The organism is Micromonospora sp. U56 (assembly GCF_018070095.1).
Taxonomy (GTDB): domain Bacteria; phylum Actinomycetota; class Actinomycetes; order Mycobacteriales; family Micromonosporaceae; genus Micromonospora; species Micromonospora purpureochromogenes.
The window spans coordinates 25,055-45,912 of record NZ_JAGPYL010000022.1; the positions used below are offsets into that span (position 1 = coordinate 25,055).

Genomic DNA, 20,858 nt, shown 5'->3' on the forward strand with positions numbered 1-20,858 from the left:
CCGTGCCCGCGCTCCCCTCCGACCTGGTCCAGCGGCTGTACCGCACGCCCCCGGACCGGTTCGTCGCCGCCCGGGACGCCGCCGTCGCCGAGGCCCGCCGGGCCGGTGACGCCGCCGGCGCCCGCCAGATCGCCCGGCTCAAGCGCCCCACCGTGGCGGCCTGGCTGGTCAACCTGCTCGCCCTCGAACGCCCCGAACTGGTCGCCGACCTGGCCCAGCTCGCCGACGCGCTGCGCACCGCCCAGCGCGACCTGAAGGGGCCGAAGCTGCGCGAGCTCTCCGCCCAGCGGCGCGCGGTCGTCGCCGCCCTGGTCGCCGAGGTGCGCCGGATCGCGGCCCGCAACCCGGACGCCCCGTCCGCCGGGAAGCTGCCGCTGGGCGAGGTGGAGGCCACCCTCAACGCGGCGCTCGCCGATGCCGAGGTGGCCGAGCAGGTCCGTGCCGGCACCCTGCTGCGGGCCGCCCACTACGCCGGTTTCGGCGAGGTGCCCCGGCCGCAGCTGCGGCTGGTCACCGGCGGGGCGGAGGAGCCGCCACGGGCACCGGACCGGGCGGCGGAGCGGGCGGCGGAGCGGGCCGGGGACCGCCGGGCGCGCGACGAGCGGGCGGCGGAGCGGGCCGCCCGGGCCGAGCGCGCGAAACGGCGCCGGGCGCTGGAACGGGAGCTGGCGGCGGCGCGTACCGATCAGGGTCGGGCGGAGAAGGACCTCGACGGCGCGGCGGCGGCCGAGCGGGACGGCGGCACCGCGCTCGAGGAGATCGAAGCCGAACTGGCCGAACTGGAGCGTCGCCGGGCCGCCGCCGAGCAGGAGCTGAGCCGGTCCAAACTGGCCCGCCGGGCCGCCGAACGGTCGCTCACCGCCGCGCGTCGCCGTACCGGCGAGGTGGAGGCGGCGATCGAGGCGCTGGACGCCGAAGAGGAGGATGTCGCCACCGGCGACGGCGAGGCACACTGAGCGCGATGGATGCGTGCAGCGGGCGGTCGGGATGACGCCGGAACAGGTGGCAGCCGCCAGCAAGCCCGCCGTGCTCGAACTGGGTGAGTTGTTCAGCCGCTGCCCGGGGACGCTGCGCCGGGCACGGCTGCTGGGCATCTCCGGCTGGGCCTTCTACATCACCGGGCGGGCCGGCGCGCTCGGCGACGTCCGCGCGGAGACCGTCGCCGCCGCGGTCGGCTTCATCGCCCCGGACGCGGTCGCCGACGGCTGGGACGCCGCCGCCCGGGTGGTCCGTCCGCTGGAGGTGGCCAACGCCAACCTCGCCGAGTGCTGCCGTTGGGGCGCCCAGCACCTGGACGACCTGCCCGGGACGCCCCGGCTGGCCGTGCTGCTGGAGCGGGTGGTCGCCGCGGCGGACGCCACCGGGATGCCGCTCTTCGCCGCCTGGCGGGCGATGCCGGTGCCGCAGCACGCCGCCGGCGCCCGCGCCGCTGTGGCGCTGCTGCTGCTCCGCGAGCACTTCACCGGGGCGTACCTGCTGGCGGTCCGGGCGGCCGGGATGACCCCGCTGGAGGCGGTGCTCGCCGGGCCGGAGGGGGAGGCCGGCGCGTCGGCCTGCGGCTGGTCGCCGCCGTACCCGCCGGTCGGCCCGCTGGTGCGGCGGCGGCTCTGGGCCGAGGCGATGACCGACCGGTTGACCTCCACCGCCTTCCGCACCTTGCGCCCCGGGGAGGGCGCGGAGCTGGTGGAACTGCTTACCGCCACCCGGGTCCTGCTGGCCGGGGCCCCCGCCCGCTGACCGCCGCCGGTGTCCGGGCCTCAGGCGGGCGGTCGACCACCCGGCGGAAAAAACCGGCGGCGCGGGACCCGCCCGCCCTGCCAGGATCGCGCCGTGACGCTTCCCGCCGGTTGGACCGCCCGCCGCCCCACCCTCGACGACGTCCCCGCCATCCTCGCCGTGGTGCACGCCGCCGACACCTTCGCCGTCGGCTACCCGGACTTCGACGCCGAGGACGTCCGGGCCGCGCTGACCGCCCCCTTCTTCGACCCCGCCCGCGACTCCTGGCTGGTCACCGACCCCGACGGGACGGCCGTCGCCTGGACGGCGGTGGACAACCCGACCGGGGTGGGCCGCGACTTCGTCGAGGTCTACGTCGACCCGGAGCGCGGCGTGGACCTGCGCGCCCCGCTGCTGGCCCGGATGCTCGACCGGGTCGCCGAGCGGGCCGCCGAGCGGGACCTGCCCGCGCTGACCGTCCGGTCCACCGTCTTCCCGTCGGAGACGCGCTGGGCGGCGGAGCTGGCCGAGGCCGGCTTCACCCGGATCAAGCGGTACGTGCGGATGACCCGCTCGCTGGCCGGGCTCCCCGCCGAGCCACCGCCCCCGCCGGGGGTGACCGTCCGCCCGCTGCGCGCCGACGACGAGGCGGACCTGCGCCTGTTCCACCGGATCTTCGACACCGCCTTCCGGGACACCCCGGACTACGAGCCGGTCGGCTTCGACCGTTGGCGGGAGCAGATCCCGGCGTCCGGCAAGGTCTGGGACGAGTGGTTCGTGGCCGAGGTCGACGGCGAGCCGGCCGGCGCGCTGCAATCCACCGACCAGGCGCTGGATCAGGACATGGGCTGGGTCCGCACGCTGTCGGTGCTGCCCGCGTACCGGCGGCGCGGGGTGGGCGCGGCGCTGCTGTGGCGGGCCTTCACGGTCTACGCCACCAAGGGCCGCACCGCCGCCGGGCTCGGCGTGGACCTGACCAACCCGACCGCCCCGGTGACCCTTTACCGCTCGGTGGGGCTGGCCGAGGTGCGCTGGACCGACATGTACGAGCGGATCGTCCCTGCCGCCGGTGTGTGATGGGCGACGCCGCCCGGGGCCGGCGGTGCCGGTCCGTGGCGTCGGGAGCAGACTGGAGGCGTGCGATACGCGCTACGCCGACGCGGTGCCGGTGGGGCGGGACCGCAGCTCGGTGACGTAGTCGTCCGGCGCGCCCGCCTTCTCGGCCGCGTTCGCGATCTCGGACAGGTACCAGGAGGTCGGCAGGCCGCCCTCGTACCCGTCGAAGACGTAGACCCACGCGGTGACGTCGCCGTCCAGGGTCGAGACGCGGACGTGCAGCTTGCGGTACGTGCCGGCGGTCACGCCCTCGATCTCGTCGAGCTGCGCGGCGTCGTACGGGTGGATGTCGTACAGCGCCACGAAGACCCGGTCACCCGGGGACTCGACGACGGTGCTGACGGAGCCCTCCCAGCCGATCACGTCCTCGCCCGCGAAGGTCAGCCGCCAGCCCTCCAGCCAGCCGGTGCCCACCATCGGCGAATGCGGACAGTAGGCGCGCATCCGGGCGGGGTCCAGGTTTGAGCCGTAGGCGGCGTAGTGACGCACGGCGATGACGATAGCCCGGCGGGCGGGTGGGGGAGAATACGACGGTGCGTGTCGGACACGTTCGGGAGAAGAAAGTCACTGTGAACATCGACGAGGGGCGTGCGCTGTGAGCCGGATCGTGATCATCGGCGGGGGACCGGCCGGCTACGAGGCGGCGCTGGTCGCCGCGCAGCTGGACGCCGACGTCACCGTGGTGGAGGCCGAGGGGGCCGGTGGCGCCTGCGTGCTCTCCGACTGTGTGCCGTCGAAGACGTTCATCGCCAGCTCACAGGTGGTCACCGGCTACCGGGACACCGAGGAGTTCGGGGTGCACTCCGACGGGCTGGAGGCGGTCACCGTCGACGCCCGCGCGGTCCACGAGCGGGTGAAGCGGCTCGCCCTGGCCCAGTCCGACGACATCCACACCAAGCTGGTCAAGGCCGGGGTGACCTTCGTGGCCGGGACCGCCCGGCTGGGCGAGGACACGCTCGGTCACACCCACCGGGTGATCGTCACCCCGGCCGACGGTGGCGCCGAGCAGTCGATCGCCGCGTCGACCGTCCTGGTCGCCACCGGCGCCACCCCGCGCCAGTTGCCCACCGCCGTGCCCGACGGCGAGCGGATCCTGACCTGGCGGCAGGTGTACGACCTGCCCGAGCTGCCCGAGCACCTGATCGTGGTCGGCTCCGGCGTCACCGGCGCGGAGTTCGCCAGCGCCTACCTGGCGATGGGCGTCCAGGTCACCCTCGTCTCCAGCCGGGACCGGGTCATGCCGCACGAGGACGCCGACGCGGCGATGGCGATCGAGCGGGTGTTCCGCAACCGGGGCATGAGCATCCTGAACAACTGCCGGGCGGACGCGGTCCGCCGTACCGACGACGGCGTCGAGGTCCAGCTCTCCGACGGCCGGCTCGTGGCCGGCTCGCACGCGCTGATCGCCGTCGGCTCGATCCCCAACACCGCCGACCTGGGGCTGGCGGAGTACGGCGTCGAGCTGGCCCGGGGCGGTTACGTCACCGTCGACCGGGTCTCGCGGACCAACGTCCCCGGCATCTACGCGGCCGGCGACTGCACCGGGGTGCTGCCGCTGGCCAGCGTCGCCGCGATGCAGGGCCGGATCGCGATGTGGCACGCGCTCGGCGAGGCGGTCCGGCCGCTGCGGCTGCGTACCGTGGCGGCGAACGTCTTCACCGACCCGGAGCTGGCCACGGTCGGCGTCTCCCAGGACGAGGTGGACGCCGGCAAGGTGCCCGCCCGCCAGGTGATGCTGCCGCTGTCGGGCAACGCCCGGGCGAAGATGGACGACCTGGCCGACGGCTTCGTGAAGCTGTTCTGCCGCCCGGCCAGCGGTCAGGTGGTCGGCGGCGTGGTGGTGGCGCCCAAGGCGAGCGAGCTGATCCTGCCGATCACCATGGCGGTGGAGAACAACCTGACCGTCAACGAGCTGGCCCAGACCATCACGATCTACCCGTCGCTGTCCGGGTCGATCACCGAGGCCGCCCGCCAGCTCATGCTCCACGAGCTGGAGTGAGCCCCGGGGCGCCGGGCCGGCCCGCCGGCCCGGCGCTGCCCCGTCCCCGGCCACCCCGGCGGACCAGGGCGGTGGCGACGACCGCGAGCAGCCCCACCTCGACCAGGATCAGCAGCCGCTCGGCGAGCCCGATCAGCAGCCGGTCGCCCGGGTAGGCCGACCAGATCATGGCCCCGGCGAGCGCGAGGCTGACCAGCGCCAGGGCGCGCAGCCAGGGCGCGGTCCCGGGCAGGGCGTCCCGCCGGGCGAGCAGCCAGCCACCCACCGGCAGCGCCACGAAGGTCACCACGGACGCGTACCGGTGCAGGTAGGCGGCGGCGTCCATGGGCAGGCCGGGCTCGTTGGTGGGCACCACCGCGGTCAGCAGCAATCCGCCGGCCGCGAGGGCGAGCGGCAGCTCGCCCACGGTCCGGGACCGGCGGACGCGGCGCAGGGCGGGGACCAGCACGGCGGCGGCGACCGCGAGCGCGACCATCGCCACGTCGATGACGCCGCCCCGGTCGGACACGGCGAAGTCGCTGACGGTCAGCGACCAGGGGTTCAGGTCGTCGTTCACCTCCAGGTGGCCGATCACGGTGAGCAACGCCGCCAGGGCGATCGCACCGAGGGCCACCAGGCCAAGGTTCCGGGTTGTGGGCATGCCGCCAGCCTGTCGCCGGAGCGACCCGAAGCGGATCCGGGACGCCCACCGAGATCGCGGCCGGGGTCCACCCCTAGTGCCGGTGGGCGACGGTCCGCCGGTGGGGAGGGCCACCCTGCCGCTGGACGCTACGGACCTGATGACACCAACGACTCACGCCGCGCGATCCGTTGACGTCATCAGATTGGTAGCGCCGGAAGGAGCCCATCGTGGCGGGTGCCGCGTCGTGACGGGCATTAAGTCGTGACGGGCGCCGGGCCGTGACGGGCATCGCGCCGTGCCGGACGCGCACGGTGATGGGCACCGCGCGGTACAGGCGCCGCGTCGTGACGGACGCCGCGCGGTAGGAGGCGTCGTGTCGTGACGGACGCGCGCGGTACGAGGCGTCGCGCCGGGACGGAGTGGGGCGGGCGTCAGTCGACGGGTACCTCGCCGCGGGTGCGGGCGCTGACCAGCGTCATCGCCCAACCCGCCGCCGCGAACCCGGCCGCCGCCGCGGCAGCGATCAGCGCCAGCCGCCAGGCCGACTCGGTCAGCGCCGTGCCGCCGAGGTGGCCGACCAGTCCGCCGTAGGCCGCCCAACCGGTCGCTGCGGCGCCCTCGTAGAAGAGGAAGAGCCGGTAGGGGTACCTGCTGCGGCCGGCGGAAAAGCAGGCCGCCATCCGGCCGCCGGGCACGAACCGGCAGAGCAGGATGACCAGCGGACCTGGCTGGCGCAGCCCCCGGGTCACCCGGCCGGCCATCCGGCGGGCCCGGCTCGGCTCGGCGTGCCGGGGCGCGTGCCGGTCGGGGGCGCTGCGGCCCAGCAGGTAGCAGGCCAGGTCGCCGGCGAAGACGCCGAGCGCCCCGACGCCGATGGTCACCGGCAGGCTGAGCCCGCCGTAGACGGTCAGCGCGCCGCTGGTGATCATCACGACCTGGGTCGGGATGACCGGCACGAACGCGTCGGCGATCAGCAGGCCGAGCAGTGCGGCGTACGCCCACGTCGGCGAGGCGACGTCAGTGAGAAGTTCGAGCACGACTGCCACCTCGCCGGTCAAGGCCGATCAGATCCCCCGAGCCTGACGGCGTGTCCGCCGTCACCGGGGACAGGCCCGGCCGGTGGTGACGGTGGACACGACAGGGCCACTTGGGTACAACGACCCAGTTCCGTCGGGGGTGACGGGCGGAACGGGTCGAATCCGGGCGGGATGCGGACGGCGGATCCCCGCTCCTCGGCGTACCGTTGTCGGCGCGCGGCCGCACGCGCGTCGGGCCCCCCGTTCCTGACGAGCCGGCCGCCGCGGGTCGCCGGCAGGTCCCGTGCCGGCGGCCCGCCCCTCTTCTCAGTTCGCCCCGACGCCCATCCGGGCGGCCGGCGGCGCGAGCCGGAAATGCGCTGGCACCGCCGCGCGCCGGGACCGTACCGTCGGGGCATGCGCAGCGCGGTGGTGACCACGACGCCGGGATTCCCCGGCGCGCCGCACTGACGTTCGACGTCGACGAGGCCCCGGGGCGATCCGCCCCGGGGCCTCGCGGCGTCCGTGGCGAGGTCGCTTCCGGGTCATGACCCGTGAGGAGAGCGACATGATCGACCACCGCAGGCTCGGCCGGGAGCTGGACCTGTTCGTCTCCGACCCGCTCGCCGGCGCCGGGCTGCCGATCTGGCTGCCGGCCGGCGCCGCCGCCCGGCACGCGGTCGAGGAGTACGTCCGCGACCTGGAACGACGGGCCGGCTACCAGCACGTCTACTCGCCGCCGCTGGGCAAACGGGAGCTGTTCGCGCTCTCCGGGCACCTCGGCTACTTCGCCGACGACATGTTCCCGCCGCTGCGGCTCAGCGCCGACGACGAGTTCGTGCTGCGGCCGGCGCTCTGCCCGCACCACGCGCTGGTCTACCGGGCGCGCGGCCGCTCCTACCGGGAGTTGCCGCTGCGCATCGCCGAGCTGGGCGGGATGTACCGGGCGGAGCGGTCGGGCGTGCTCGGCGGCCTGTCCCGGGTCCGCGCCATCTCGCTCAACGACGCGCACAACTTCTGCGCCCTGGACCAGGTCGGCGAGGAGGTGCGGGAGATCCTGCGGCTGATCCGCGAGGCGCACGCCGCACTCGGCGTCCGCCCGGCCGGGTTCCGGCTGTCGCTGCGCGGGCCGGGGGAGAAGTACGTGGGCGACGACACCCAGTGGGCGCGGGCCGAGGAACTGCTGCGCGCGGCGCTCGACGGGGTCGACTTCACCGAGGCCCCGGGCGAGGCCGCCTTCTACGGTCCGAAGATCGACATTCAGATCGTCGACGCCGCCGGCAGGGAGTCCACCCTCTCCACCGTCCAGCTCGACTTCGACAAGCCGGAGCGGTTCGACCTGTCGTACACCGACGCGTCCGGCGCCCGGCGGCGGCCGGTGATGGTGCACCGCAGTCTGGTCGGCAGCATGGAACGGCTCTTCGCCTACCTGATCGAGGTGCACCAGGGCGCCTTCCCGCCCTGGTACGCCCCGGTGCAGCTGGTGCTGCTGCCGGTCGACGCCGGGCAGGCGGGGGCGGCGGCCGAACTCGCCCGCCGGGCGGTCGCCGCCGGGCTGCGGGCCGAGGTCGACGCCGGCGGCTCGCTGGGCGCCCGGATCCGTGACGCCGCCCACCGCCGGGTGCCGTACGTCGGGGTGGTGGGCGCCCGGGAGGCGGCCGACGGGTCGGTCTCGCTGCGCCTGCGCGATGGCCGGAGTGTGGCCCCGATGCCCGTCGCGGACGCGTTGGGGCTGGTCGGGGCGGTGGTCGCCGCCCGCTCGACCGACCTGCTGCCGGCCGCCGCCTGAGCCGGTCATGAGGAGAGCGCCCCCTGGACCGACCGGGTCCGGGGGGCCGCCCCGTCGTCCTCGTCGTCCACCAGCGCGCCGGCGAACTGCGACCGGTACAGCCGGTGGTACGCCCCCTTCGCGGCGAGCAACTGCTCGTGGGTGCCCTGCTCGACGATCCGGCCGTGCTCCATCATCAGGATCAGGTCGGCGTCGCGGATGGTGGAGAGCCGGTGTGCGATGACGAAGCTGGTCCGGTCCGAGCGAAGCGCCGCCATCGCCCGCTGGAGCAGCACCTCCGTGCGGGTGTCCACCGAACTGGTGGCCTCGTCGAGGATCAGCAGCGACGGCTCGGCCAGGAACGCCCGGGCGATCGTGATGAGCTGCTTCTCGCCGGCGCTGACGTTGCTGCCCTCCTCGTCGATGACGGTGTCGTACCCGTCCGGGAGGCTGCGCACGAAGCGGTCCACGAAGGTCGCCCGGGCGGCGGCCAGGATCTCCTCCTCGGTCGCGTCCGGCCGGCCGTAGGCGATGTTGTCCCGGATGGTGCCGCCGAAGAGCCAGGTGTCCTGGAGCACCATGCCGATCCGGCTGCGCAGCTCGTCCCGGGGCATGCTGGTGATGTCCACCCGGTCGAGGGTGATCCAGCCCGCGTCCAGTTCGTAGAAGCGCATGATCAGATTGACCAGGGTGGTCTTGCCGGCGCCGGTCGGGCCGACGATCGCCACGGTGTGACCCGGCTCGGCGACCAGCGACAGGTCGTCGATCAGCGGCTTCTCCGGGTCGTACCGGAAGGAGACGTGTGCGAACTCGACCCTGCCGGTGACCCGGGACGGTGCAACCCTGTCCTGGCTCTGCTCCTGGGCGTCGAGCACCGCGAAGACCCGCTCGGCGGAGGCCACCCCGGACTGGAGCAGGTTCGCCATCGAGGCGATCTGGGTGAGCGGCTGGGTGAACTGCCGCGAGTACTGGATGAACGCCTGCACGTCGCCGAGGCTCATCGTCCCGGAGGCCACCCGCAGCCCGCCGACCACGGCGATCGCGACGTAGCTGAGGTTCCCGACGAACATCATCGCCGGCATGATGATCCCGGAGATGAACTGAGCCCCGAAGCTGGCTCGGAACAGCTCCTCGTTCTTCGCGTGGAAGGCTGCTTCCACCTCGCGCTGCCGACCGAAGACCTTGACCAGCTCGTGACCGGTGTACGCCTCCTCGATCTGGCCGTTCAGCTCACCGGTGTGCCGCCACTGGGCGATGAACCTGCGCTGCGACCGCTTGGCGATCCGCTGGGTGACGATCACCGACACCGGCACCGCGACCAGGGCGACCAGCGCGAGCAGCGGCGAGATCCAGACCATCATCGCCAGCACGCCGATCACGGTCAGCAGCGAGGTGAGCACCTGGCTGAGCGTCTGTGACAGGGTCTGCGAGATGTTGTCGATGTCGTTGGTGACCCGGCTGAGCAGTTCGCCGCGGGGCTGCCGATCGAAGTAGGGCAGGGGCAGCCGGTGGAGCTTCTCCTCCACCTCGGCGCGCAGCCGCAGCACGGTCCGCTGCACCACCCCGTTGAGCAGCCACCCCTGCCACCAGATCAGCACACTGGCCGCCAGGTAGAGCGCCAGGGCCAGGACGAGCACCCGGCCGAGGGCGGTGAAGTCGACCCCGGCGCCCGGCACCACGTCCATCCGGGCGAGCATGTCGGCGAAGTTGTCGTTGCCGGCGGCCCGGGCCGCCGCCGCGGCCTGCTCCGTGGTGGTCCCGGCGGGCAGTTGCCGACCGATCACCCCGCTGAAGATCAGGTCGGTGGCGTGGCCGAGGAGCTTCGGCCCGATGACGCTGAGCCCGATGCTCGCCACGGCGAGCGTGATCACCGCGGCCAGCTGGAGCCGGTGTGGCCGCAGCCGGCCGAGCAGGCGCCGGGCCGACGGACCGAAGTTCATCGACTTCTCGGCCGGCATCGCGGCGCCCATCCACGGCGGACCGCCGCGCTGGCCGCCGGGGGGCAGCCGCTTCGGCGTCCGTGCCTCCGGGACCTTCTGCTCGGGTACGGGCGCCCGGCCGTCACCGGCCCGCGTGGTCCGCTCGTCGGGCTTGCTCACGCCGGCACCTCCGCCGTCTGCTGGGACGCGACGATCTCGGCGTACGTCGGGCAGCTCTCCAGCAGTTCCTCGTGTCGTCCCGTGCCGACGATGCCGCCGTCCTCGAGCACGATGATCTGGTCGGCGTCGACGATCGTGGAAACCCGCTGGGCCACGATCACCACGGCCGCGTCCGCGGTGACCGGCCGCAGCGCCGCCCGCAGCCGGGCGTCGGTGCCGAGGTCCAGCGCCGAGAACGAGTCGTCGAAGAGGTAGATCTCCGGCTGGCGGACCAGCGCCCGGGCGATCGCCAGCCGCTGCCGCTGCCCGCCGGAGACGTTCGTGCCGCCCTGGGCGATCGGGGCGTCCAGCCCGCCCGGCATCTCGGCCACGAAGTCCCGCGCCTGGGCGATCTCCAGCGCCCGCCACAGCTCCTCGTCGGTGGCGTCCGGGTTGCCGTACCGGAGGTTGCTGGCGATCGTTCCGCTGAACAGGTACGGCCGCTGCGGCACCAGCCCGATCCGGCGCCACACCTCGTTCGGGTCCAGCAGCCGCACGTCCACCCCGTCGACCAGCACCGCGCCGGCGGTCGGGTCGACCAGCCGGGGGATCAGTGTGAGCAGGGTGGTCTTGCCGGCGCCGGTGGACCCGATGATGGCGGTGGTCCGGCCCGGCCCGGCCCGGAACGAGATGTCGTGCAGCACCGGGGCACTCGCCCCGGGGTACTGGAAGGCGACGCGGCGAAGCTCCAGCTCGGCGGGCCTGGTCATCGCGATCAGCGGATCGGCCGGCGGCACCACCGACGACTCGGTGTCCAGCACCTCGACGATCCGCTCGGCGCAGACCGCCGCGCGCGGCACCATCATCAGCATGAAGGTGGCCATCATGACGGCCATCAGGATCTGCATCAGGTACTGCAGGAACGCGGTCAGCGCGCCGATCTGCATCTGGTCGGCGTCGACCCGCTGCGCGCCGAACCAGAGCACCGCGACGCTGGAGACGTTGAGCACCAGCATGATCACCGGGAAGATCAGGGCCATCAGTCGGCCGACCCGCAGCGCCGTCGCGGTGAGGTCGGCGTTGGCGACGCCGAACCGGTCCGTCTCGTACGGCTCGCGGACGAACGCCCGGATCACCCGGATGCCGGTGATCTGCTCGCGCAGCACCCGGTTGACCGTGTCGATCCGGGTCTGCATCTCCCGGAATCCCGGCACCATCCGCCGGACGACCAGGCCCAGCGCGATCGCCAGCACCGGCACACAGACCAGCATCAGCCGGGAGAGCGCGAGGTCCTCCCGCAGCGCCATCACCACCCCGCCGACGCACATGATCGGCGCGGCGACCAGCATGGTGCAGCTCATCAGCACGAGCATCTGCACCTGCTGGACGTCGTTGGTGTTGCGGGTGATCAGCGACGGCGCGCCGAACCGGGCGACCTCGCGGGCCGAGAAGCGGTTGACGTGCCCGAAGATGGCCGCCCGGACGTCCCGCCCGAACCCCATCGCGGTTCGCGCGCCCAGGTACACCGCGGCGATCGAGCAGACGATCTGGAGCAGGCTGATCACCAGCATCCAGCCGCCCGTACGCATGATCAGGTCGGTGTCGCCCCGGGCCACGCCCCGGTCGATGATGTCGGCGTTGAGGCTCGGCAGGTAGAGCGACGCCATCGTGCCGACGAACTGGAGCAGCACCACCCCGGCCAGCGGCCGGCGGTACGGGCGAAGGTGATTGCGCAGTAGGCGGATCAGCACGGGCGGTCTCCCGGTCTCGCCTCGTCGGATTCCTGGTCTGCCGGGTTCAACCTGGTGTCCTCCCCGTCGGACATGGTCACAATCAACTCCGTCAGGAACTCGCGGATCACCGCCTTCTTCGCCGGGTCGGCGTCGACGGAGGTCAGCGGGGTGTCGCTGTGGATCAGGTCGAAGAGAGCCTGCACGTGCTCGCGTCCCTTGTCGGTCAGGGCGAGCTGCACCGTACGGCGGTCGGCACCCGCCCGGTGCCGCTCGACGAAGCCGTCGCGCTCCAGGGTGTCGACGATCCCGGTGAGGGTGGCGGGCCGGACGAAGCAGCGCTCGGCGACGTCCCGGTGGGTGGTCTCGCCGGTGTGGGACAGGGTGAACAGCACCCGCATCCCGGCGGTCGTGAGGCCGTGGTGTTCGGACAGGTAGCGACCCCAGCGTTGGTTGACCAGGTGGCCGGCGACCGAGACCAGCCGCCCCATCGGCACGCTCCGCAGCGCGTCCGGGAATCGGGCCAGGGGTTCCATGTGCACGGCGCTGACGTTAGCCCCCGGATCGTCAGGGGCCAAACTAATATCCGACAGTGCATCTTGTCGTTGACAAGTTATGCTGCCCGACGTGACCACGCGCGGCTACCACCACGGCGACCTGCGGCGGGCCCTGCTCGACGCGGCGGTCCAGGCGATCGAGGAGTCCGGGCCGGCCGCGCTGAGCCTGCGTGACCTGGCCCGCCGCGCCGGCGTGTCACACGCCGCCCCGGCCCACCACTTCGGCGACAAGGCCGGTCTGCTCACCGCGCTCGCCGTCGAGGGGTACGACCGCCTCGCCGACGAGCTGCGCGGGGCCGGCGACGACCTGCTGGAGATCGGGGTGGCGTACGTCCGGTTCGCCGTCGACCACCGGGCGCACTTCGAGGTGATGTTCCGGCCGGACCTCTACCGGGGCGACGACGCCGAGGTGCGGGCAGCCCGGGACCGGGCCCGCGCGGTGCTGCGCGGCGGACTGGCCGCCCTGCCCGCCGCCGAGCCCGACCGGGACGCCCTGGCCGCCTGGTCGATCGTGCACGGGTTCGCCACCCTCTGGCTGGCCGGCGCCCTGCCGCCCGAGGCCGGCCGGGACCCCGAGCAGACCGCCCGCGCGGTCATCCGCCGCCTCTTCGAGTGACCGCGACCGCCGCCCGGGATGATCCACCCCGGTTGCGGCGTGTCGCGGTGTCCCGCCACCCGGACACCGCGACACGCCGCGAACGAGGTCAACCGCCCGCGTCGGGCGGGGTGGTCACCAGCTGGTGGGCAGCGGCATGCCCTCGGTGTAGCCGGCCGCGCTCTGCACGCCGACCAGCGCGCGCTCGTGGAACTCGTCCAGGTTGCGGGCGCCCGCGTAGGTGAAGGCGCTGCGTACCCCGGCGATGATCTCGTCGATCAGGTCCTCGACGCCGGGCCGGGTCGGGTCCAGGTACATCCGGGCCGAGGAGATGCCCTCCTCGAAGACCGCCTTGCGGGCCCGGTCGAAGGCGCTGTCCTCGGCGGTACGCGCGCTGACCGCCCGCGCCGAGGCCATGCCGAAGCTCTCCTTGTACCGCCGGCCGTCCGGCTCGGTGTAGAGGTCGCCGGGGGACTCGTAGGTGCCGGCGAACCACGACCCGATCATCACGTTGGACGCCCCGGCGGCGAGCGCCAGCGCCACGTCCCGGGGGTGCCGCACGCCGCCGTCGGCCCAGACGTGCCGGCCGAGCGCCCGGGCCGCCGCCGCGCAGTCGAGCACCGCGGAGAACTGCGGCCGACCCACGCCGGTCATCATCCGGGTGGTGCACATGGCACCCGGACCGACGCCGACCTTGACGATGTCGGCCCCCGCCTCCACCAGGTCGCGTACGCCCTCGGCGGTGACCACGTTGCCCGCCGCCACCGGCACCGCGGGGTCGAGCTTGCGTACCGCCCGCAGCGCGGAGATCATCCGCTCCTGGTGGCCGTGCGCGGTGTCCACCACCAGGGTGTCCACCCCGGCGGCCAGCAGCGCCTCCGCCTTGCCGGTCACGTCGCCGTTGATGCCGACGGCGGCGGCGACGCGCAGCCGGCCCCGGTCGTCCACGGCCGGCCGGTAGAGGGTGGCGCGCAGCGCGCCCTGCCGGGTCAGCACGCCGATCAGCCGGCCGTCGGCGTCCACCACCGGGGCCAGCCGGCGCCGCCCGGCCGACAGCCGGTCGAAGCCGGTACGCGGGTCCGCGTCCGCCGGCACGGTGTGCAGCTCGGTCGACATCACGTGCCGCAGCTGGGCGAAGCGGTCCACGCCGACGGTGTCCGCCTCGGTGACGACGCCGAGCGGGCGGCCCGCCTCGTCGACCACGATTACCGCGCCGTGCGACCGCTTCGGCAGCAGGTGAATGGCGTCGCCGACGGTGTCGGTCGGGCCGAGCGTGATGGGCGTGTCGTGGACCAGGTGCCGCTGCTTGACCCAGGCGACGACGTTGGCCACCACCTCGATCGGGATGTCCTGCGGGATGACCGCGATCGCGCCGCGCCGGGCGACGGTCTCCGCCATCCGGCGGCCGGACACCGCCGTCATGTTGGAGACCACCAGCGGGATGGTGGTGCCCGTGTCGTCGCCGGTGGCCAGGTCGACGTCGAGTCGCGAGCCCACCTCGGAGCGGGCCGGCGCCATGAAGACGTCGTTGTAGGTCAGGTCGTGCGCGGGGACCGCGCCATGAAGGAACCGCACCCGGCCATCATTCCTGCTCGCGGCCCCATCCGCCGCCGCTGGTGTCCCAAACCACCCCCGCCGGGCCGCCGCCCGCCGCCGGCGAAGCGACCCGGGGGTACGGCCCGCCCGCCGGTGGGCAGGAGCGGGCCGATGGTGGGTGTCGCGTCGGGCGTGTCGCGGCGACCGGGCATATGACTGGTCAGCGATATGCCTGAGAGGCATAAATATGACTCCCAGGCATATGGCTCACAGTGGTGTTGCGCCCCCGGCGCACCGGAGAAGGGGCGTGCCGACCGGGGTCAGGCGATGGTGCAGATCACCGCGCCGGCGGTGATCACCGCGCCGACCTCGGCCGACAGCCCGCTGACCGTACCGGCCTTGTGGGCGTGCAGCGGCTGCTCCATCTTCATCGCCTCCAGCACCACCACCAGGTCGCCCTCCGCGACGGTGTCCCCGTCCGCCACGGCGATCTTGACGATGGTGCCCTGCATCGGGGAGGCGAGCGCGTCGCCGCTGACCGCCGCGCCGGCCTTGGCGCCGCCGCCCCGGCGGGCCGGCTTGCGGGCGGCGGGCGCGGCGCTGGTCGTACCCGCGCCGAGGCCGGCGGGGAGGCTGACCTCCAGCCGCTTGCCCGCCACCTCGACCACGACGGTCTCGCGACCGGCCGGCGCCTCGGCGGCGCCGGCGGCGGCGGTGAACGGCGGCACGATGTTGTCGAACTCGGTCTCGATCCACCGGGTGTGCACGGTGAACGGCTCGGTGGTGAACGCCTCGTCCCGGACGACCAGCCGGTGGAACGGCAGCGCGGTGGCCATGCCCTCGACGACCATCTCGTCCAGCGCCCGTCGGGCCCGCTCGATCGCCTCGGCCCGGGTCTCGCCGGTGATGATGACCTTCGCGAGCAGCGAGTCGAAGTTGCCGCCGATCACGTCGCCGGCCGAGATGCCGGTGTCCACCCGCACGCCCGGCCCGGTCGGCAGGCGCAGGGCGGTGATGGTGCCCGGGGCGGGCAGGAAGTTGCGGCCCGGGTCCTCGCCGTTGATCCGGAACTCGATGGAGTGCCCGCGCGGGGTCGGGTCCTCGGAGAACCGCAGCTTCTCGCCGTCGGCGATCCGGAACTGCTCGCGGACCAGGTCGACGCCGGCGGTTTCCTCGGTGACCGGGTGCTCGACCTGGAGCCGGGTGTTTACCTCCAGGAAGGAGATGGTGCCGTCCGCGCCGACCAGGTATTCCACGGTGCCGGCGCCGTGGTAGCCGGCCTCCCGGCAGATCGCCTTGGCGCTCTCGTGGATCTGGGTGCGCTGCGCGGCGGTGAGGAAGGGCGCCGGGGCCTCCTCGACCAGCTTCTGGTGCCGGCGCTGCAGCGAGCAGTCGCGGGTGCCGACCACGATCACGTTGCCGTGCTGGTCGGCGAGGACCTGCGCCTCGACGTGCCGGGGCTTGTCCAGGTACCGCTCGACGAAGCACTCACCCCGGCCGAACGCGGCGACCGCCTCGCGGGTGGCCGACTCGAACAGGTGCGGGATCTCCTCCATGGTGCGGGCCACCTTGAGGCCGCGCCCCCCGCCGCCGAAGGCCGCCTTGATGGCGACCGGCAGGCCGTGGTCGACGGCGAACGCCATCACCTCGTCGGCGTTGCCGACCGGGTCCGGGGTGCCGGGGACCAGGGGCGCGCCGGCCCGCTGGGCGATGTGCCGGGCGGTCACCTTGTCGCCGAGGTCGCGGATCGCCTGCGGGGTGGGGCCGATCCAGGTCAGCCCGGCGTCGATGACGGCCTGGGCGAAGTCGGCGTTCTCGGAAAGGAAGCCGTAGCCGGGGTGCACGGCGTCGGCGCCGGACCGGCCCGCGATGTCGATCAGCTTGTCGATCCGCAGGTACGTCTCGGCCGCGGTGTCGCCGCCGAGGGCGTACGCCTCGTCCGCCAGCGTGGCGTGCAGGGCGTCCCGGTCGGAGTCCGCGTAGACGGCGACGCTGCCCAGGCCGGCGTCGCGGCAGGCGCGGATGACGCGGACGGCGATCTCGCCGCGGTTGGCGATGAGTACCTTGCGCACCTTGAAGGCTCCTCCCGGGAGGTCGTTGACCGGGAGTGTATCGGTCACTCTGATGGCCCTAACGATCGCTCAGTGTGGGATGGCGCACTGTTCCGGCCGCGCCCTAGTCAAACTTGTTTATTACGCTTGTCCGGTGTCTGCGACTCGAATGATGATTCTCGGCCTGGTCCGGTGGATGCAACCGGTACACGGCTACGACGTGCGCCGCGAGCTGCTCAGCTGGAACGCCGACCGGTGGGCCAACGTGCAACCCGGATCGATCTACCACGCCCTACGCAAGCTGACCGAGGAGGGGCTGCTGCGCGAGGTGGCGACCGAGCAGGTCGGCGCCCGCCCGGCCCGCACCACCTACGAGGTGACGCCGAAGGGGGAGGACGAGTTCGAGACGCTGCTGCGCGGCCTGTGGTGGCAGTTGCACGAGACGCCGGACCCGTTCGTCGCGGCCTTCTCCTTCCTGCCGGCGATGCCCCGCGAGGAGGCCGCCGCCGCGCTGCGGAACCGGGCGAACCTGCTGCGCGCCGGTGTCGAATCGATGCGTGCCTCGTTGGACTCCGACTGGATGCGCAACACCAAGCCGGTGCACGTCGCGTGGATGTTCGAGCTCTGGGCGGCCCGCGCCGAGGCGGAGGTGGCCTGGTGCGACCGGATCGCCGAGCGGATCGAGTCCGGGGTGTCGTACCTGCCTGCTGGACTCGCCGGGGCGGAGGGCTGGTCGGGGTGGACCAACGGCGCGCCGCCCCGTGACGTGAACACGGAATAATCAACGTTGACCACAAGAGCTATATCGCGTTAGCCTCTTCGCGCACCACGGGGGAGCGCGCCGTCCGGCGGCCCCGGGGGACAGGCGGCCGGCGCGTCCGGCCCGGACGACCAGGAGCAGACATGATCGAGACCAGGGGGCTGCGGAAGTCCTTCCGCTCCCGCGCCGGTCGGGAGACGAAGACGGTCGACGCCGTACGGGGGGTGAACCTCCAGGTCGCCGAGGGCGAGATCTTCGGCTTCCTCGGCCCCAACGGCGCCGGCAAGACCACCACCCTGCGGATGCTCGCCACGCTCATCGAGCCCGACGGCGGCGAGGCCACCATCGCCGGCGCCGACCTGCGCAAGGACCCGGCCGAGGTGCGTCGCCGGATCGGCTACGTCGCCCAGGGCGGCAGCACCTGGAACGAGTCCACCGCCCGCGAGGAGCTGGTGCTGCACGCCCGCATGTACGGCATCGCCAAGGCCGAGGCGCACCGCCGCGCCGCCCGCGCCCTCGACGCCTTCCAGCTCACCGAGTACGCCGACCGCAAGTGCAAGACGTACTCCGGCGGCCAGCGGCGCCGGGTGGAGATCGCCCTCGGCATCATCCACGAACCGAAGATCGTCTTCCTGGACGAGCCGACCACCGGCCTCGACCCGCAGAGCCGCGCGCACATGTGGGACGAGATCCGCCGGCTGCGCACCGAGGGCATGACCGTCTTCATCACCACGCACTACCTCGACGAGGCGGACGCGCTCTGCGACCGGATCGCGATCATGGATCACGGCGAGGTGGTCGCCGAGGGGACCCCGGCCGAGCTGAAGCGGGAGATCTCCGGCGACGTGGTGCTGGTCGGCCTCGACGTGGCCAGCACGCCGCAGGCCGCGCAGGTGCTCGACGGCGAGGAGTTCGTCAAGAAGCTGGAGACCGCCGACGAGGGCGGCCTGCGCCTCTACGTCGACGAGGGCGCCACCGCCATCCCGCAGATCCTCCGCCGGCTCGACAGCGCCGGGCTCACGCTCTCCTCGATCGAGCTGCACCGCCCCAGCCTCGACGACGTCTTCCTCACCAAGACCGGCCGCTCGCTGCGCGAGTCCTGAGCATCCATCACAGGAGAACCGTCATGAAACTCGCCCGCGACACCTGGCTCATCTTCCAGCGCCAGATCCAGCTGCTGCTGCGCAACCCGGTCTGGGTCTTCGTCGGCGTCTTCCAGCCGGTGATGTACCTGCTGCTCTTCGCCCCGCTGCTCAAGCCGGCCCTGAACGCGCCCACCCAGGCCGCCGCCTACAAGATCTTCGTACCCGGCCTGCTGGTGCTGCTGGCCATCTTCGGCGGCCTGTTCCAGGGCTTCGGCCTGATCGCCGAGCTGCGCGCCGGGGTCATCGAACGCTCCCGGGTCACCCCGGTCAGCCGGCTGGCCCTGCTGCTCGGCCGCTCCCTGCGGGACGTGGTCTCGCTGCTCGTGCAGGCGGTCATCATCACCCTGCTCGCGCTCCTGTTCGACCTGCGCGTCTTCATCGGTGACCTGCTGCTGGCGTACCTGATGCTCGCCCTGATCGCGCTGATGACCTCGGCGGTCTCCTACGGTGTCGCGCTCAAGGTCAAGAGCGAGGACGCGCTCGCCCCGCTGATGAACACCGTCGCCCAGCCGGTGCTGCTGCTCTCCGGCATCCTGCTGCCGCTCACCTTCGCCCCCGGCTGGCTGCAGGGCATCGCCGACTGGAACCCGTTCTCCTGGGCGGTCGACGGCACCCGGGCGCTCTTCGCCGGGGACCTGGGCAACGACAAGGTGTGGCAGGGGCTGACCATCACCGCGGTGCTCGCCGTCGCCGGCGTCATCTGGGCCGCCCGGCAGTTCGCCCGCAGCGTCCGCTGACGAGAGCTGTCTCTCACCGGGGGCGGGGCACCGGCCAGCCGCTTGTAGCGTAAGGCCGGTGCCCCGCCTCACCCATGACAGGACCACCTGGCTGACCTACGCCCAGCTGGGGCTCTGGGGCTTCTTCCTCTACGGGTTCGGCCCCGTCGTACCGCTGCTCCGTGACGAGCAGGGCACCAGCGCCGCCGTCGCCGGCCTGCACAGCACCGCCATCGCCGTCGGCGCCCTGCTCGGCGGGGCGCTCTTCGCCCCGCTGGCCCGGCGGATCGGCCGGGCCGGGGCGATCTGGGCCGGGCTGGCCGGGGTCGCCGCCGGCGTCACCGCGTTCGGCCTGGTCCGCCCGCTGCCCGCCACCCTCGCCGCGGTCGCCGCCGTGGCCACCGCCGGCATGATCGTGGTCAGCGGCGTCGCCGTCGTCCTCACCGCCCGGCACGGCCCCGCCGCGCCCGCCGCGCTCACCGAGGCCAACGCCGTCTGCGCCGGCATGGGCATCCTCGCCCCGCTGGTCATCGGCGCCAGCGTCGACGCGGGCTTCGGCTGGCGACCGGTGATGGCCGTCGAGGTCGGGCTGATCGCGCTGGTCGCGCTCGCCGCCCGCCGCTCCCGGGTACGCCCGCCGCAGGCCGCCCCCGCTGCCGCGGCTGCCGCCGACCCCGTCGGGGCGCCCGCCTCGGCGGCGGCGCCCGGCGATGTGGCCCGGGCCGACGACGTCCCCGTACCCCTCAGCGGCCGTGCCGGCGCCGTCGACCGCGTGGCGGGACGGCTGCCCCGGGCGTACTGGATCGCCTGGGTGCTGATGTCGGTCACCGGCTCGATCGAGGTCTGCCTGTCGCTCTGGACCGCCGACGTGCTCCGCTCGCACGCCGGGATGACCGCCGCCTCCGCGTCGGCCGCCGTCGCCGCGATCGTCTGCGGCATGTTCCTCGGCCGGCTGGCCGGCGGCCGGATCGCCCTGCGCTGGCCGCCCGCCCCGCTGCTGCTCGGCGCGCTGACCGTGTCGCTGGCCGGGTTCGCCCTGTTCTGGCTCGCGCCCGTCGGCTGGCTCGCCGTCACCGGCCTGGTGGTGCTGGGACTCGGCAACGCGCTGCACTACCCCCTCGCGATCTCGATCGCGCTGGCCGTCGCCGGGCCGGCCGCCGACAAGGCGGCCGGCTGGTCCGCGTACTCGATGGGGGTGGGTTTCGGGATCGCGCCGGTGGCGCTCGGCGCGGTGGCCGACGGGGTCGGACCGCACCTGGCCTTCCTGCTGCTGCCCGGCTTCATCGCCGCCGCTCTGCTGCTGACCGTGCGACTCGGCCGCGCCCTGCGCGCCACGCCCACGGACGACGACCGCGCCCCGGCCCTGGTCGGCGCCTGACCCTCCGCCGTCAGCCACCCCCGCCTCGCCCTCGGGCCCGACGCGGTGTGTCGCGGTTCGGTGCGGCGCGGTATC

General features: G+C 73.6%; 18 protein-coding genes. 10 read left to right on the forward strand and 8 right to left on the reverse strand.

The features are described from left to right. The first annotated feature begins 2 nt into the window (after positions 1-2). From KBX37_RS10865 to KBX37_RS10875, 3 genes are all read left to right on the forward strand, one after another. Positions 3-956 (forward strand): hypothetical protein, encoded by a 954-nt coding sequence (locus tag KBX37_RS10865; RefSeq protein WP_210775772.1) that lies wholly within the window; start codon positions 3-5, stop codon positions 954-956. Between the two features lie 31 nt (positions 957-987). Next, on the forward strand, positions 988-1,737 hold the full coding sequence (locus KBX37_RS10870; RefSeq protein ID WP_210775805.1) for a hypothetical protein: 750 nt from the start codon (positions 988-990) through the stop codon (positions 1,735-1,737). Between the two features lie 93 nt (positions 1,738-1,830). Continuing rightward, a complete protein-coding gene (locus KBX37_RS10875; protein ID WP_210775773.1) occupies positions 1,831-2,793 on the forward strand; it encodes a GNAT family N-acetyltransferase in 963 nt (320 codons plus the stop codon). Positions 2,794-2,865: 72 nt separating this feature from the next. Here the strand turns inward: KBX37_RS10875 and KBX37_RS10880 are convergent, their stop codons facing one another. Continuing rightward, on the reverse strand, positions 2,866-3,321 hold the full coding sequence (locus tag KBX37_RS10880) for a gamma-glutamylcyclotransferase (RefSeq protein ID WP_154939618.1): 456 nt from the start codon (positions 3,319-3,321) through the stop codon (positions 2,866-2,868). Between the two features lie 106 nt (positions 3,322-3,427). Here KBX37_RS10880 and KBX37_RS10885 point away from each other — a divergent pair, with 106 nt between their 5' ends. Further along, a complete protein-coding gene (locus KBX37_RS10885) occupies positions 3,428-4,831 on the forward strand; it encodes an NAD(P)H-quinone dehydrogenase (RefSeq protein ID WP_210775774.1) in 1,404 nt (467 codons plus the stop codon). Here the strand turns inward: KBX37_RS10885 and KBX37_RS10890 are convergent. Continuing rightward, the gene (locus KBX37_RS10890; protein WP_210775775.1) at positions 4,809-5,471 is read right to left on the reverse strand and encodes a DUF998 domain-containing protein; all 663 of its coding nucleotides are present in this window, start codon (positions 5,469-5,471) and stop codon (positions 4,809-4,811) included. The genes KBX37_RS10885 and KBX37_RS10890 overlap by 23 nt on opposite strands. A gap of 413 nt (positions 5,472-5,884) precedes the next feature. Next, positions 5,885-6,490, reverse strand: coding sequence for a DedA family protein (locus KBX37_RS10895; RefSeq protein WP_210775776.1), 606 nt, complete (start codon positions 6,488-6,490; stop codon positions 5,885-5,887). A 526-nt stretch (positions 6,491-7,016) separates the two neighbouring features. On the opposite strand from KBX37_RS10895, the gene thrS reads away from it, so the two are divergent. Next, positions 7,017-8,258, forward strand: a complete 1,242-nt coding sequence (gene thrS, locus KBX37_RS10900; RefSeq protein ID WP_210775777.1) for a threonine--tRNA ligase — start codon at positions 7,017-7,019, stop codon at positions 8,256-8,258. 5 nt (positions 8,259-8,263) lie between these two features. Here thrS and KBX37_RS10905 read toward each other — a convergent pair whose 3' ends face one another. From KBX37_RS10905 to KBX37_RS10915, 3 genes are all read right to left on the reverse strand, one after another. Then, the gene (locus KBX37_RS10905; protein WP_374103722.1) at positions 8,264-10,207 is read right to left on the reverse strand and encodes an ABC transporter ATP-binding protein; all 1,944 of its coding nucleotides are present in this window, start codon (positions 10,205-10,207) and stop codon (positions 8,264-8,266) included. Positions 10,208-10,332: 125 nt separating this feature from the next. Beyond that, positions 10,333-12,066, reverse strand: a complete 1,734-nt coding sequence (locus KBX37_RS10910; protein ID WP_210775778.1) for an ABC transporter ATP-binding protein — start codon at positions 12,064-12,066, stop codon at positions 10,333-10,335. Then, positions 12,060-12,581, reverse strand: a complete 522-nt coding sequence (locus KBX37_RS10915; RefSeq protein ID WP_210775807.1) for a MarR family winged helix-turn-helix transcriptional regulator — start codon at positions 12,579-12,581, stop codon at positions 12,060-12,062. Before KBX37_RS10915 ends, KBX37_RS10910 begins: the two co-directional genes overlap by 7 nt. Positions 12,582-12,660: 79 nt before the next feature. Here KBX37_RS10915 and KBX37_RS10920 point away from each other — a divergent pair, with 79 nt between their 5' ends. After that, positions 12,661-13,218 (forward strand): TetR/AcrR family transcriptional regulator, encoded by a 558-nt coding sequence (locus KBX37_RS10920; RefSeq protein WP_210775779.1) that lies wholly within the window; start codon positions 12,661-12,663, stop codon positions 13,216-13,218. A 114-nt stretch (positions 13,219-13,332) separates the two neighbouring features. Here the strand turns inward: KBX37_RS10920 and KBX37_RS10925 are convergent, their stop codons facing one another. Together KBX37_RS10925 and KBX37_RS10930 are read right to left on the reverse strand one after the other, a co-directional pair. Then, positions 13,333-14,772 (reverse strand): GuaB1 family IMP dehydrogenase-related protein, encoded by a 1,440-nt coding sequence (locus tag KBX37_RS10925; protein ID WP_210775780.1) that lies wholly within the window; start codon positions 14,770-14,772, stop codon positions 13,333-13,335. Between the two features lie 281 nt (positions 14,773-15,053). Next, positions 15,054-16,805 carry a biotin carboxylase N-terminal domain-containing protein gene (locus tag KBX37_RS10930; protein ID WP_210775781.1) on the reverse strand — a complete coding sequence of 584 codons (1,752 nt, stop codon included), beginning with the start codon at positions 16,803-16,805 and terminating at the stop codon, positions 15,054-15,056. Positions 16,806-16,953: 148 nt separating this feature from the next. Here KBX37_RS10930 and KBX37_RS10935 point away from each other — a divergent pair, with 148 nt between their 5' ends. The 4 genes from KBX37_RS10935 to KBX37_RS10950 all read left to right on the forward strand — a co-directional run bounded on the left by KBX37_RS10935 (position 16,954) and on the right by KBX37_RS10950 (position 20,783). Continuing rightward, on the forward strand, positions 16,954-17,565 hold the full coding sequence (locus tag KBX37_RS10935; RefSeq protein WP_210775808.1) for a PadR family transcriptional regulator: 612 nt from the start codon (positions 16,954-16,956) through the stop codon (positions 17,563-17,565). Between the two features lie 122 nt (positions 17,566-17,687). Continuing rightward, positions 17,688-18,647 carry an ATP-binding cassette domain-containing protein gene (locus KBX37_RS10940; RefSeq protein WP_210775782.1) on the forward strand — a complete coding sequence of 320 codons (960 nt, stop codon included), beginning with the start codon at positions 17,688-17,690 and terminating at the stop codon, positions 18,645-18,647. A 23-nt stretch (positions 18,648-18,670) separates the two neighbouring features. Next, positions 18,671-19,426: an ABC transporter permease gene (locus KBX37_RS10945; RefSeq protein ID WP_210775783.1), complete on the forward strand. Its 756-nt coding sequence runs from the start codon at positions 18,671-18,673 to the stop codon at positions 19,424-19,426. A 58-nt stretch (positions 19,427-19,484) separates the two neighbouring features. Beyond that, positions 19,485-20,783, forward strand: coding sequence for a sugar MFS transporter (locus KBX37_RS10950; protein ID WP_210775784.1), 1,299 nt, complete (start codon positions 19,485-19,487; stop codon positions 20,781-20,783). Positions 20,784-20,858 lie beyond the last annotated feature (75 nt).